Annotated in this window: 15 protein-coding genes and 1 pseudogene; 6 read left to right on the top strand and 10 right to left on the bottom strand. The window is 39.0% G+C overall.

The features are described 5' to 3' along the window. Positions 1–111 precede the first annotated feature (111 nt). From minE to VB713_RS27495, 6 genes and pseudogenes are all read right to left on the bottom strand, one after another. Complete coding sequence (minE, locus tag VB713_RS27520) at positions 112–402, bottom strand: cell division topological specificity factor MinE (protein ID WP_323314663.1); 291 nt, start codon at positions 400–402, stop codon at positions 112–114. A gap of 35 nt (positions 403–437) precedes the next feature. Then, complete coding sequence (gene minD / locus VB713_RS27515; RefSeq protein ID WP_323314661.1) at positions 438–1,244, bottom strand: septum site-determining protein MinD; 807 nt, start codon at positions 1,242–1,244, stop codon at positions 438–440. Between the two features lie 46 nt (positions 1,245–1,290). Next, positions 1,291–2,355 (bottom strand): septum site-determining protein MinC, encoded by a 1,065-nt coding sequence (gene minC, locus VB713_RS27510; protein WP_323314660.1) that lies wholly within the window; start codon positions 2,353–2,355, stop codon positions 1,291–1,293. 253 nt (positions 2,356–2,608) lie between these two features. Next, positions 2,609–3,964: a four-carbon acid sugar kinase family protein gene (locus VB713_RS27505; protein WP_323314659.1), complete on the bottom strand. Its 1,356-nt coding sequence runs from the start codon at positions 3,962–3,964 to the stop codon at positions 2,609–2,611. Between the two features lie 22 nt (positions 3,965–3,986). Then, positions 3,987–4,649: a hypothetical protein gene (locus VB713_RS27500; protein WP_323314658.1), complete on the bottom strand. Its 663-nt coding sequence runs from the start codon at positions 4,647–4,649 to the stop codon at positions 3,987–3,989. A gap of 41 nt (positions 4,650–4,690) precedes the next feature. After that, positions 4,691–5,185 (bottom strand): annotated as a pseudogene (locus VB713_RS27495) (DUF29 domain-containing protein). 146 nt (positions 5,186–5,331) lie between these two features. Between VB713_RS27495 and VB713_RS27490 the strand changes: the two are divergent. Genes VB713_RS27490 through VB713_RS27480 form a run of 3 tightly spaced genes read left to right on the top strand, consistent with a single transcriptional unit; the run spans position 5,332 to position 6,931 of the window. After that, complete coding sequence (locus VB713_RS27490) at positions 5,332–6,339, top strand: hypothetical protein (RefSeq protein ID WP_323314657.1); 1,008 nt, start codon at positions 5,332–5,334, stop codon at positions 6,337–6,339. Continuing rightward, positions 6,315–6,659 (top strand): addiction module protein, encoded by a 345-nt coding sequence (locus VB713_RS27485; RefSeq protein WP_323314656.1) that lies wholly within the window; start codon positions 6,315–6,317, stop codon positions 6,657–6,659. Before VB713_RS27490 ends, VB713_RS27485 begins: the two co-directional genes overlap by 25 nt. Continuing rightward, positions 6,659–6,931 carry a DUF29 domain-containing protein gene (locus VB713_RS27480; protein WP_323314655.1) on the top strand — a complete coding sequence of 91 codons (273 nt, stop codon included), beginning with the start codon at positions 6,659–6,661 and terminating at the stop codon, positions 6,929–6,931. Before VB713_RS27485 ends, VB713_RS27480 begins: the two co-directional genes overlap by 1 nt. A 114-nt stretch (positions 6,932–7,045) precedes the next feature. Here the strand turns inward: VB713_RS27480 and VB713_RS27475 are convergent, their stop codons facing one another. After that, complete coding sequence (locus VB713_RS27475; RefSeq protein WP_323314654.1) at positions 7,046–8,329, bottom strand: ankyrin repeat domain-containing protein; 1,284 nt, start codon at positions 8,327–8,329, stop codon at positions 7,046–7,048. Positions 8,330–8,511: 182 nt separating this feature from the next. Between VB713_RS27475 and VB713_RS27470 the strand changes: the two genes are divergently transcribed. Continuing rightward, positions 8,512–8,982, top strand: a complete 471-nt coding sequence (locus VB713_RS27470) for a DUF4079 domain-containing protein (protein ID WP_323314653.1) — start codon at positions 8,512–8,514, stop codon at positions 8,980–8,982. A gap of 68 nt (positions 8,983–9,050) precedes the next feature. On the opposite strand, the gene VB713_RS27465 is transcribed toward VB713_RS27470, so the two are convergent. After that, positions 9,051–9,710, bottom strand: a complete 660-nt coding sequence (locus VB713_RS27465) for a DUF1997 domain-containing protein (RefSeq protein WP_323314652.1) — start codon at positions 9,708–9,710, stop codon at positions 9,051–9,053. Positions 9,711–9,892: 182 nt separating this feature from the next. Between VB713_RS27465 and VB713_RS27460 the strand changes: the two genes are divergently transcribed. Both VB713_RS27460 and VB713_RS27455 read left to right on the top strand, forming a co-directional pair. Further along, entirely contained in the window at positions 9,893–10,561 is a 669-nt protein-coding gene (locus tag VB713_RS27460) for an SDR family oxidoreductase (protein ID WP_323314651.1), read from the top strand. Positions 10,562–10,665: 104 nt separating this feature from the next. Beyond that, positions 10,666–11,337, top strand: a complete 672-nt coding sequence (locus tag VB713_RS27455) for a glycoside hydrolase family protein (RefSeq protein WP_323314662.1) — start codon at positions 10,666–10,668, stop codon at positions 11,335–11,337. 66 nt (positions 11,338–11,403) lie between these two features. Here VB713_RS27455 and menH read toward each other — a convergent pair whose 3' ends face one another. Together menH and VB713_RS27445 are read right to left on the bottom strand one after the other, a co-directional pair. Beyond that, complete coding sequence (gene menH, locus VB713_RS27450; RefSeq protein ID WP_323314650.1) at positions 11,404–12,213, bottom strand: 2-succinyl-6-hydroxy-2,4-cyclohexadiene-1-carboxylate synthase; 810 nt, start codon at positions 12,211–12,213, stop codon at positions 11,404–11,406. Between the two features lie 155 nt (positions 12,214–12,368). Beyond that, positions 12,369–12,761: a metal-sensitive transcriptional regulator gene (locus VB713_RS27445; protein ID WP_323314649.1), complete on the bottom strand. Its 393-nt coding sequence runs from the start codon at positions 12,759–12,761 to the stop codon at positions 12,369–12,371. Positions 12,762–13,019: the final 258 nt, after the last annotated feature.

Below are 13,019 nucleotides of genomic sequence, written 5' to 3'. Positions count from 1 at the left end.
AGCAAGTGAAGGTGAAGGAGGCAGGGGGCAGGGAGCAGGGGGCAGGGGGCAGGGGATAAATACAACTCACTACTCAGCACTCACTACTCAGCACTCACTACTCGGTACTCGCTACTCGGTACTTTCTAACTCAGTCGTATTATCTTTGACTCTGCGGATAGGTAGATTGGCAATCAATGCTGTTGTGCGCTGATTGCTTTCTAGGGAAAATTCCAAACCGTCCGTCTCAATTTCTACATAGCGACAGACTATTTCCATAATTTCTTGGCGCATTTTTTCCAAGGTTTGGGGGTCTAAGTCAGCGCGGTCGTGGGCTATCACTAGTTGTAAACGACGCTTAACTTGATTGCGACTGTTATCAGGTGTGCGAACAAAAAGTTTTTCTAAAAGTTCAAGAATCATTGCGGCTAGGTCTAAGGCGAAGACTGGGAAATGAGTTAAACGATCTTTGTCCATAACAACTTCCGCAATCGCGAAAAGATGTTGTCGTTGGATGAGTCAAGCTCAAGGAATTCGACAGTTTGCCCTTCCAACCTACGAGCAATGTTTTCAAAGGCTGCGGCAGCTAAGGAGGGTGTGTCTGATAGTACTAAAGGTTCACCACGGTTAGTAGAAACAATAACTCGCTCGTCGTCAGGGATTACCCCAATTAAAGGGATGGCGAGAAGTTCCTGCACATCCTGCACAGACATCATATCATTTGCTTGTACCATTGCAGGTCTGATACGGTTAATTATTAAATGTATCTTTTTGACACCTTGTGCTTCTAATAGCCCCACTACTCTGTCAGCGTCACGAACGGCGGAAATTTCGGGAGTGGTGACAATGAGGGCTTCTTTGGCTGGTGCGATCGCATTTTTAAAGCCCATCTCAATCCCGGCAGGGCTATCAATCACGACATATTGGTATTTTTGCGCCAGTGCATTTACTAGCAGCTTCATTTGCTCAGGAGTGACTGAATCTTTGCCGCGATTTTGGGCAGCTGGCAAAAGTACAAGATTTGGCTGTCGCTTATCTTTAACCAAAGCCTGTTCTAGCCGACACTCTCTAGCCAGAACTTCTACGGCTGTGTAGACAATTCGGTTTTCTAGTCCTAATAGCAAATCTAAATTTCTCAGCCCAAAATCCGCATCAACCAAGGCAACTTGGCGGCCGATTTTGGCTAAAGCCATACCCAGATTGGCGGAAACTGTGGTTTTACCTACTCCTCCTTTCCCGGAGGTAATTACAATAATGCGAGTCATAATAGCGATGCGCTCGAAATAGGGTTCAGCAAATAATACTAAATATTTAGAGGTTCTGATTAACTTTACTTAACTGACTGCGAGAAAAATCAGTAGCTTTGACGATGCGAATTCCTTCGGGTGTGATATGTGCTACTTCTGCAAAAAATTGTGTCGGTGATTTCTCCGGCGCTCTAGCCACAGCATCTGCAATCCGCAATTGGGTTGGTTCCATTTGCAAAGACATAATCAGACAATCACGATTACCCCCCGCACCAGCATGAGCAACACCTCTCAAACGACCCCAAACTAGAATATCCCCATCGGCGATGACAATGCCACCGGGATTAATATCCCCCAAAATGATGACTGTACCAGGATGACGAATTTCTCCACCAGAACGGACTGTCATTTCTAAATAGAGGGCATCTGCTTGAGGTTTGGAGGTAATTTGGGGATTGGTAGCAAAGGATGGTTGTAACTCTATTTGTTCTACAGAATAACCTAAAGTACAAGCTGCGATCGCTGTTTGCCTCCGACTAGTAGCTACAGATTTTAGCTGAAGTTTGACTTCATTTAAAGTTTCCGCTAGTTCTTGCAGTTGTCTAGTATCTAATAAGCGGTCTTTTGCTACTAGATGTACTGCGGTATTCGGTGTCCGCAAACGATCTCCACCATTTAGCCGCTGTCTCATTTGTTGCCAAATTTCTGACCAACTAACTTCTGAAGCAGGTACTTGAGATTCAGTTGGCAAAATTAATAACAGTCTTCCTTCCTCAGTTGTTAACTGGACTTGGATATGATTGTTAAACTTTGGTTCTGGTAATCCTAACTCATTGCTGTCCAAATCAGTCAACTCAGAATTAGATTCTTCAATGATCTTCGCTTCAGAATCAGAATCTACATTTGCTGCTGAATTAGCTTGTAAATAGTTAACAACAGAATTTACCTCTCCATTGGGGATAATAGAATTACTATCTCCATCATCAACAGTAATATCTGCCTCTATCTCGGTATTTTTGGCTATTTTTTCCTCTAAATCGGCTTGTTTAGAGATTAATTCCACATCAGAAAGAGTAGAATTTGACTCCGGTTCCAAATTTTCGAGGGAGTTAGTAGAATCAGAACTCATTGGTAATTGGTAATTGGTGATTTGTCAGACTTAATTATTGATTCTCCCTATCTCTCTATTTTTCCATCTTTATACTAAAAACGGTTGAAAAGTGTCATTCTGTAGCTTGCTTCCCGTAGGGTACGAAGTGTGCCACGTCGTGGAGCTTTGCTAACGCGTAGCGTGCCGTAGGCTCTAGAATCTCCGAGATACTTCCCTGCACTACGTTACGGTCAGTATGACATAAGTCCAAGTTTCACCCGTTTGCAGTATACTAATTCCCAATTCCTTTTGCAGTCAATCTTTGATAACTTGTAGCCAAGGCATCAGCATTACCGACATTACCGGGAAATAGAACAACTGGCAAGTTAGGAAATTGGGGATGGTCAGATGGAGTCAACACCATTGAACAACCTGCTAAAATTTGACCAAGTAATCTGGCTGAAGTTAAAGCCAATCCAGTACTCAAGACATCGTTTGAGGTAATGCCACCTTTACTGATTAAAAATCCTATATCAGATGGTAAACCTTGGACAACATCCATCAGTAATCTCGAAACTTTGACTCCAAAATCTAACCTGGTTTTGACATCTTTAAAAGTCAATTCCTGACGACTAGTATAAACGACAGGTGTTTTATCAGCGTTATGTGCTGCTTGGACACTGACGAGAATCTCCGTTAGCAGTTTAGCTGATTCATTCACTCCATTATCAAGTAATCTCCCCACTGGAACTTCGATTCCCACCGTTCCCTCAACTTGCAATAGCGATGCTAATTGCTGAGTTGTTTTTTTCACATGGGAACCAACAATTACTGCACCGGGTTTACCACCACGCACATATTCTGCCATATTTTCGGCGGCGATGGGTTGGGGAGGCAGGGCAGCTAATGCTGTTAAAATGCTGGCAGCAGAACGAAATAGAAAGCGTTTTCCTTGACTTGCGGCTGTTAATATATCGACAGCAAAGGCGTTGAGATCCGCTTGGATTTCACCATCTACCACAGCACACTGATTATTATGCAGTTGTAGTAAGCGTTCTAAACTACCAGCACGAATATCTGCCAATAAAAATCTGGTGACAGTATTTTCTGGAATACGTCCTTTGGTTTTTTCTTCTACATACTTGGGAAGATAGCTGTAATTATAACTAAAGACCGAATCACGGGCAAATTCTGTTTCATGGACTGGAGTAGGAACACCATCAATAATTAGATAATGGATGCTATCGCGGGTGATACGTCCACCTTCTGTGAGAGAGGTTTCACCAACAAAAAATGCTGGGACGAGAAAATGAGCATCAAAAGGACCGAGTTCTGCGGCGATGACATCGGTTTCTATGGGATAATGACCGCGTAAGGTGGAGTCAGAACGACTCACCACGAGAAAATCGTCTATTCCCTCCGCTGCTAGTGCGAGTTTGAGATTTTGACAAACTTCTCTAGTCACAGATGCGGCTGATTCGGGAGTCAGGGAACGAGTATTAGTTAAAATGAAGAAGATGGGAGCATCGTCTTTTAGTCCCAACCGGAGAGTTTCCACATCCCAGTGCATCAATAATAAGCAACTGTGGACGGTTTGGGAACCTGTGGGATCATCATCTAAAACGATTATTTTGGGTTTGTTATTCATTTGTTTTTTGAGGAAATTTAAATTAGACTTTCTGTAATTTTCTGAGTTCTGCTTCCACTTCTAACGCAATTTGCAATGATTGATTTAGGAGTCGTGCGTATTCACCAGCTTGATTACTAACTTCTAAGGTTTGCAGATTGGCTAAGTTATTGATTAATAAATCTTGGTTATTAGCAAACAGCTTTTTATTATCCCGCAAAATCCGTTCACTTTTTAAGGCGCGGACTAAATCTTCTCGAATTAGTTGGAGTGCAGATATTACTTGTTCTCGGTCGTTAATGTTACTTTGAGAATTGCCAGAGGTGGCGAGTTGATCATTAATATCAATAGCTTGGACTACGGTGTGATATTTATCAACTTCGTCTAGGAGTATTGTCAGTGCATGGGGACAGGTTTTTTTTCGCCAGAGCGATCGCCCCACAACTACCCCAACAGGTACAATAATCAGTAAAATAACGCCTAATTTAGTGGAAGATCTCACAGTTGGCAAAATTATAAAAGCATAAATAAAGCCGACAATAATCGGTGTAAGTGCTAAAGCAACTAAACCTTCATTGAAGAAAAAGCCCATCCGCTTTTCCTTATCTGCCATAATTGAGGGTCTAAAAACGTCTTCAGTATCAAAGCCTGTTAAACGCCTCAATTCCCCTTTACTAATTTCTAGACCTACTAAATCTGGCTGCACCGCTAGATACTCCTTGAGGAAGGGTGAGTTAAGTATCTATTTTAGTCGGCTTTACCATAATCATTGAGTAATTCGGGAAACCAGTTTTCATCTAAAATTTGTTCTAAAGAACCAATGGGTATAAAAGGAAATCTGTCAATAGAAAGTTGAGAGCGATCGGATGCTTCTTTTCTTGCATCTTGATAACATTCATCAAATATTTCTAATATGTAAGGCTTCAAACTAGGACTATCTTTGAGAAATTTTTTAATTTGTCTGCGAAATGTTCTAATTTCCCCTTGCCAATATCCTTGATTACGTTCTCTTTCACTATCCCAATATTCGATTTTTAGTAGATGGATAAGAAGATGAATTAATAAATTTTGAATTGTTCATTTTTGACTTCTACCTAAAGTTTCTAATTCTTCTAATAAATTCTCTAAATCAACAGCAGAAAATTGTCCTGTGCGAAGTTGGTTAATGGTTGTTCTTAGCCACAGGTAATAATCTTGATCGTAGAGGGTTTGAGTCGTTGTTTCAATTATTGGTGTTGCCATAGAATAGCCTTGGTTTTGCTATTTTTTGTTATTTTAGATTAATTTAGTTATAATCGGATATTGGCGGGTATTATTTGGTAGAGCAATATGCAGTATTTGAACTAACTTTTAAAAAATAGATCGCAACTATTCGAGTATTAGACACTATGCTTCCCTTTACATTTACTTTTGATGCCAGTCTTGAAGTATATGAGCAGTCAAAGCAGTATCTTGAAGAACATCCAGAAATAGCCCATAAATTATCAGAATTAGCATGGACATACCACAGTCTTGGCAAAGTTATTCCTATGACCACAGAAAATATGTTTTCTGGACATTTTTTCCCTTGGCATGATTCATGGGAAGAAATTCAGGTTTCATATAATCTCTGTCTACTGGGTTTCTATAAACAGGCAATGACCTCTTTGCGTAGTAGCTTCGAGTTAGGTCTTTTATCTGTGTATTGGAATTTGAACGATGATGGTCATGAAGTTATCCAAAACTGGCTTCAATCACAGGACGACACACCTACACCTTATTTTGACAAGGTTTGGCGAAAACTTGAACAACATCCCAACTTTACTACTTATCAGCACAAGCATAATATCAAGAAGCGGATGCTGGATCTCAAATACCTTCACGATTATGTTCACTCACATGGACACAAATTCTCAAATACCATTGGACTTCTCAAATCCAATAAACAAACTTTTGAGCAAAAAGGTTTTAATAAATGGGTAGATACCTATGAAGAGATAATTAAAATACTATCTATTTTGCATTTGATTAAGTATCCAGTAGGTGTTATTCGTTTCGATTACTCCGCTAAATTCGGTATTGATATACCTGTTTTTGGAGGATTGCATGAATTAGAAATAGATAGATTAGAAAAAATTATTGGTGAAGATGCTTTTGCATCTATCCAATTAATTGCGGACTCAGACTCTACAGTTCAAGATTTAATTATTTGGATTAAAAGTTTACCGAATATCTCAGAGGAAAAAGTTCAGAATCAGATGATAGAGAATGACAAATCATTTATTCTGGGCATGGGATTTGACAATTGGGTGAATATGACGAAACCAAATGTAGATGAGTTTTCTGATCATGAAAGGGAACTTTACGAGCAAAGAGTAGAGTATTTGCGCCTGTGGGCGAAAGAAAATGGTTACTAAAAGTGCGATCGCACCATCAAATTAACTCAAAGCTGAGAGCGATCGCTTATCATAGGAAATATTATGAATGCCTTATCTTCCTATTGAGGTCAGTTAACATGGACATCAGTGTAACTTTAAATGAAATCAAAGCCCTGAGTATTGCAGATAGAATTCGGATTGTACAAGAGATTTGGGAAAGTATAGCAGCAGAACAGGCTTATCCCGATTTAACAACAGCACAAAAACAAGAACTTGATCGTCGGATTACTGATTATCAATCAAATCCAGATGATGTAATGACATGGGAGGAAATTAAAACTTCAATTAGAAGAAAATAATGAATTACTTACTATTGTTAAAATGGCAATATCAACCAGAAAAACGGACAAATAGATGGCGTACAACCATTAAAGAACATCGTAACCGTTTAGAAGATGATTTTGCAGCTAGTCTGAGTTTAAAGAATTATTTTTTAGAAGTGTTTAATGAATGTTATCAAAAAGCGAGAGATTTAGCCGCTTCAGAAATAGGCTTATCTATAGCTGTTTTTCCGGTAGAATGTCCTTTTGATGCTAATTTAGTTCTCAAATCTGATTTTTTACCAGAATAGAAACAAATCAGGTTTTTCTTGATACTATTTGGGATAATAAGGAAGATAAAATTTATGTCCAGCTACTTAAAATAAGACATCGCTGAGTCTAGAAAGTAGCTGATAGCTTTTTAGTCAATCCTGCGCTCCAGCTTGCCTTAAAATCTGAGCAATTACACGATAGTTATTAAATTCGGCAATCATTAAAGCTGTGTAATTACCTTGGTTTTTTAAATTCACATTTGCCCCGGATGTAATTAACATCTGCACCGCTTGTCCATAACCCTCTGAAGCAGCCCACATTAAAGGTGTTGCTCCAAATGAGTCCTGAAAATTCACATCTGCTCCTTGTTCCAGCAGCAGTTGGAATATTCCTGGATGGTTGCTGGTTATGGCTTTGACTAAAGCTGTTTTGCCATCATCTGCTACAATATTGACATTAGCTCCGTGGTCAAGTAATGTCTTCACTGTCTGAATGTGTCCTTGGGATACTGCCAGTGTCAGAGCTACTTCTCCAAAGTTTTTCTTATCCATATCTGCTCCAGCACGCAGTAAAGTCCCAACTATTTCGCTGTGTCCCTGGAATGCCGCTAGAAGCAATGGTGTATCACCAAGATGATTTCTAATTTGTACATCTGCTCCCCGTTGAAGTAATAGTTGCACTACATCAATGTAGCCTTCAACAACAGAACAATGTAGGGCAGTTTCACCTTCTTTATCTTGGTGATTTATTTCTGCGCCTTTATCTAATAAAGCTGCGATAATATTACCATGTCCGGCAGCAGATGCAGCTAAAAGCGCAGTTCCACCATCGGGATTTTGTAAATTAGGATTAGCCCCTTGTGACAACAGTGTTTGCACTATATCCAAATATCCCAAGTCTGCGGCTATCATTAACGGTGTTTCACCTTCTGCATCTGGTTTATTGACAAAATCACTATTTTGTGTTATGTCTTTGACAACTGCTGTATAACCATGCTTAATGGCAAGTTTTAAAGCCGTATCATCATCTTTATCAGCAATATTTGCATCAGCACCCGCAGCTAATAAGACTTGCACTACATCCAGATGACCTTTGAGTGCTGCTGCCATTAAAGCTGTGCTGCCATCTTCATTAATAGCATTTACATCTACACCTTTAGATATGAGAAGCTTAACAATATCAATTTTATTAGCACTCGCTGCCAACATTAAAGCCGTTAAACCATAGGTTTTTCTAGGTAGATTGATGTTAGCACCAAAATCTAGGAGCGATCGCACAATTTCTGTATAACCTAAATTCGCCGCAAACATTAATGCTGTCGTGCCAGTGCGATCGCACACATCCACTTTAGCACCCGTAGCTAATATTTCACACAGCCGCTGAATATCCCCATTTTTCGCAGCCTTGAGCAGCAAGTTCTCGTTGTTTTCAGTCATAAATGCAATCCCGCTTCGGCAAATTTATTGATCTAGCCTCCAATTTCAGTCTGAGATTATTTCACCACTTTTGCAAGAGGGAATTTTTTACACCTGTACGGACGTATTGCAATACGCCCCTTCTTAACTCCTCAACAAAGGTATGCTAAATTTTATTAAGATTTAATAATTGGGAAAACACAATGAGTCTTGAACTTTCTCCAGACATAAAATTTGCTTTAAACTTCTTTCATCCAGCCATCATGTGGATCTTATTGGCACTCTCACTGTATGCTGCCTACTTGGGACTGCAAGTACAGCGTACCAGAAATGCCAAGGGCGAAGAAAAGAAAGAACTAATTCAAGGTAAATATACCATTAAGCACCACCAAATCGGCTCTATTCTCCTCGCTGTGATGGTAGCAGGTGCAATTGGTGGCATGGCTGTCACCTACATTAATAATGGTAAATTATTTGTTGGACCCCACCTATTAGCTGGTTTGGGCATGACAGCTATAATAGCTTTTTCTGCGTCCCTCTCTCCCTTTATGCAAAAAGGGGCAAATTGGGCGCGTGCAACTCATATTTTACTTAATTTCGGGCTTTTAGGGCTGTTTGTTTGGCAAGCTTTCTCTGGTGTAGAAATTATCCTCAGAATCATTAGTAAAGCATAGATGATATGTGGTTAGGAGGCAGGAGATAGAAGAAATATTCCCTATTCCCTGTTCCCTGTTCCTCATCACTAATGACGCTTTTTCTGGGAATTAACAGGAAAAGGGATATTGAGAGATTGATGAAAATCTTCCTGTACTTTGCGGGTTAAGCGACGGGAGACTTGGCGAACAATTTGATTAAGTAAGCGATCGCCTGTAGATTGAATTAAAGAATGTGGTAAACGCTGAATAAATTTGGGAAAGTGCAGCTCAACGATCAAATCTAATTCCCATTCTACCCGCGTCACCTGTTCCAAACCTTCTACTAAATGCATTGAAGCATTATAGTCCACATCATAACCAGGTGCTTGATAATCAGGAATGGGAATTGTACGGATACGGTATTTACCTTCCTCAGGGTCCAATAATTCCAAACCAATTTTCGGTTCTACCTCATAACCAAAAGAACCAAACTTACCAATCACCAAAGCATAACCATTTTCACCCAAAGCTTCCACCCTCATGGGTTCAGCACAGCGCACAAACCATGAAGAATGACTATTTAGATACTTGGCCACCTGCTCCATAGGAGCATACATTTCCATACAGTCTTGATGACGACTGTGAAATTTATTTGGCCCTACATGAGCCTCTTTTAATGGCGTTTCATTGACTGTAACGCTTGAACCCATAGGCAAAACTGACTCTTTTATATCTAAAGATTGATAATCCCACTTATTTGTAACCATAGATAAATGTATGTTTGTATAGTTGGCAGTTTGTCTATATTTATCATTCCCACTTCAGGAACATTTTTTCGCACAGAAATACAAATTTCACGAAAACCTCAAGAATCTGTCATCAACTCCATAGAATTACTAAACTAAAGAATGGAACAAACACATATTAGTTTCCTAGGATAACCTTAATTATGAAAGTATTTGTAGCAGGGGCGACAGGTGAAACAGGTCGTCGGATAGTACAAGAGCTAGTATCCAAGAATATTCCCGTTCGTGCGTTGGTAAGGGATAAAGATAAAGCTAAGGCTATCTTGTCTGCTGAAGTCGAGTTATTTGTCGGCGACGTATCACAACCAGCAAGCCTAACTGCTGCATTAGGTGATAGCACGGTGATAATATGCGCCACAGGAGCAAAACCAAGTTTTGACCCCACAAGCCCCTATAAAGTGGATTTTGAAGGTACAAAAAATTTAGTAGATGTAGCTAAAGCCAAACAAATAGAACATTTTATTTTAGTTTCCTCTTTGTGTGTTTCCCAGTTTTTTCATCCGCTCAACCTGTTTTGGCTGATTTTAGTATGGAAAAAACAAGCCGAGGAATACATTCAAAACAGTGGACTTACCTATACAATAGTGCGACCTGGAGGACTGAAAAATGAAGATAACTCCGATGCCATAGTCATGCAAAACGCTGATACATTATTTGATGGTAGTATCCCCCGACAAAAAGTAGCCCAGATTTGTATCGAATCCATGTTTGAACCTGCCGCACGGAATAAAATTATCGAGATTATCGCTAAACCTGAAGCTACACCAAAAAGTTTTCAGGAATTATTTCAAAGTACAGGGAATAGAGAATAAGGTTGAAAGTCGTTGTGTAAGTCCTGGTTTAGACAAATAGGTAGCAGATGATCAATTTCCCGAAATTAGATCATTGGTAATTGTTGTTTTAGATTAGAAAGTGAATTTTAAGGAGTCCAACTCTGAAAGGCTTTGAACTCAAAGGCGTAGAAAAACTGATTGCCCCCCTAGCGGCACTGCTCGGCTTTGTATATTTATTACAGTGGTATATTGGTGGAAATTTGCGTTCATCTTCAGATCCTGTGTTTGAGCGCAAACAACCTCCCTTAGTCATGCAAGACGGAGATCCTTATATCCGGGCTTTGATGCGAACTATTTCCACAAGTGAGGCAAATAGTAACCGTCCCTACTCTCTGCTATATGGTGGACAGCAAGTAAATGACCTCAGCCGTCATCCTGAAATATGTGTCACCATTGTCACAGGACCAAATACAGGTAACTGTTCCACTGCTGCGGGTAGATATCAAATCATTAATACCACCTGGTATCAAATTGCGCCTCGCTATCACCCAAAACCAACGCAGTTAATGTTATGGTCTAGTTATAGTTTTGAACCAGAGTATCAAGATGTAGTAGTTTACCGTTGGTTAAACGATTCAAAAGTGTGGGGAACAAATATTTCTCAACTGCTCAGACAAAAAAAGTTAAATGAAGTTTTAAAGCGACTTTCCCCCACTTGGACAAGTTTAGGATATGGCATAGAAACTAATTCTAATACACGTTTTCTACCTCAAGTTTATCGGAAGTTATTGCAAGAAGAATTACAGCAGAATTGAGGATTCAGGATTCAAACCCTAGTGATACTTGGGTTTTGGTTTAAATTTCATGGGAATATATTTTTACTAAATCAGAAAAGCCTGGACAGTTTTCACAAATGCCAATGTATTTTCTAGATGAATATTATGTCCAGCTTGATTAATAATTTTTAGTTGGGCATTTTTACATCTATCAGCCATTGCTGTATTAATAGAGATAAATTTTTCATCATATTCTCCAACTAACAAAAGCAAAGGTATTTTATTTTCTTGAATCTTTTCCCATAAAGAAGTTTGATATCCATTTCCCATAAATATCAATGATTTTGCGAGTTCTAGAGGATTATTATCTAACCTTTTTTTTAGCATCTGTTCATATAATTGATGATTTTTGATATCACCAAAAATTGCTTGACTATACCAATTGTTTAAAAATGTCTTTAATTCATTTTTATTGACCATTCTGGTGATTTTTTTGGCAATTTGAGAATCACTTTTAATTCTGGATAATCTTTCTAATTCTGTTTGTAAACCTGGAGAAGCTGATTCTAAGACAACTTTAAAAAAACGTTCAGGAAAATGAAGCATAAGGTATAAACCTAATCTTCCTCCCATTGAATAACCGACTAAAAAGCATTTTTCTATTTCTAATTTATCCAATAAATTGATTATAGCTTGAGCAGTAGGTTCCATTTTATAGTATTCATCACCTCCTAAAACTTGAGTTTTACCATGTCCAGGTAAGTCAATTGTGAGATAATAAAAATCTTCCCCTAGTAATTTTCTGGCTTCATCAAATTCTTCAATGTCACCCATGAAGCCATGTAAAAAAAGAATTAATGGTTTTTGGGAATTACCTTGCAAATAGCAGTGAAATTGATAATTTTTTAGCGTCATGTTTCCGAAGCCCAAGTAAAAAGATTTGTGGCTGTATAAATGAAATTTGTTTATACAGCTTAGTTACTTGTTTAACTTAGATACAGGGCAGTATATTGTTTATGCACATGGTTAAGCAAGATGCATATACTTAATGTTTACGATTTTTGTAATTGCTAAGGCAAAAACCGATCTAAAGCAGCTTTAAGTTGTTCAATTTCTACATCAATATTGCCATTTTTTGAAGCTCTAGCAATACATTCAGTTAAATGTTCATCTAAAACAATGCGGGCTACCTTATCTATAGCGCCTCTGACGGCGGCAATTTGCAATAAAACATCAGGACAGGGGGTATTTTGCTGCACCATTGTCTTGATTCCGCGAACGTGTCCTTCTATACGCGATAGTCGGTTGATAATTCGCCGTAAAGATTCTTCACTATGGACGTGAGGATGAACGGAATTGGTATGACCAGGAGTATGATCTGTATGTTGGTGGTTTAGATCGTGATAGTGTTCTGCTGGTTGAGAAGGCAAGGATTCGTCAGCTAATCGGTTTGATCCATTCATTGGTCATTACAGTTTTGGTATTAATTAAGATCCTACCCTAGAGAGATTTTAGATTTTACAGTAGTGGTCAGAAGGGGCGTATTGTGCCATACGCCTAGCACTAAATTTTGTACTGTATATTTTAAAGTTGGGGAAAATCCGAACTAGATCAGTCCAAATTTCCATACTAGCTTGAGAGATGATTGTTCCATTAACGTAAGAATTTAGGAGTCAGGAGTCAGGAGTCAGGAGTCAGGAGTCAGGAGTCAGGAGTCAGGA

It is taken from the genome of Anabaena cylindrica UHCC 0172 (assembly GCF_034931625.1).
GTDB lineage: Bacteria > Cyanobacteriota > Cyanobacteriia > Cyanobacteriales > Nostocaceae > Anabaena > Anabaena cylindrica_A.
This window is presented reverse-complemented; position numbering and strand designations above follow the sequence as displayed.

Bases quoted from the DNA above. Each gene is read 5' to 3' on its own strand.
- minE (WP_323314663.1), bottom strand. From the start codon at position 402: ATGATTCTTGAACTTTTAGAAAAACTTTTTGTTCGCACACCTGATAAC.
- minD (WP_323314661.1), bottom strand. From the start codon at position 1,244: ATGACTCGCATTATTGTAATTACCTCCGGGAAAGGAGGAGTAGGTAAA.
- minC (WP_323314660.1), bottom strand. From the start codon at position 2,355: ATGAGTTCTGATTCTACTAACTCCCTCGAAAATTTGGAACCGGAGTCA.
- VB713_RS27505 (WP_323314659.1), bottom strand. From the start codon at position 3,964: ATGAATAACAAACCCAAAATAATCGTTTTAGATGATGATCCCACAGGT.
- VB713_RS27490 (WP_323314657.1), top strand. From the start codon at position 5,332: ATGCTTCCCTTTACATTTACTTTTGATGCCAGTCTTGAAGTATATGAG.
- VB713_RS27480 (WP_323314655.1), top strand. From the start codon at position 6,659: ATGAATTACTTACTATTGTTAAAATGGCAATATCAACCAGAAAAACGG.
- VB713_RS27475 (WP_323314654.1), bottom strand. From the start codon at position 8,329: ATGACTGAAAACAACGAGAACTTGCTGCTCAAGGCTGCGAAAAATGGG.
- VB713_RS27470 (WP_323314653.1), top strand. From the start codon at position 8,512: ATGAGTCTTGAACTTTCTCCAGACATAAAATTTGCTTTAAACTTCTTT.
- VB713_RS27465 (WP_323314652.1), bottom strand. From the start codon at position 9,710: ATGGTTACAAATAAGTGGGATTATCAATCTTTAGATATAAAAGAGTCA.
- VB713_RS27460 (WP_323314651.1), top strand. From the start codon at position 9,893: ATGAAAGTATTTGTAGCAGGGGCGACAGGTGAAACAGGTCGTCGGATA.
- menH (WP_323314650.1), bottom strand. From the start codon at position 12,213: ATGACGCTAAAAAATTATCAATTTCACTGCTATTTGCAAGGTAATTCC.
- VB713_RS27445 (WP_323314649.1), bottom strand. From the start codon at position 12,761: ATGAATGGATCAAACCGATTAGCTGACGAATCCTTGCCTTCTCAACCA.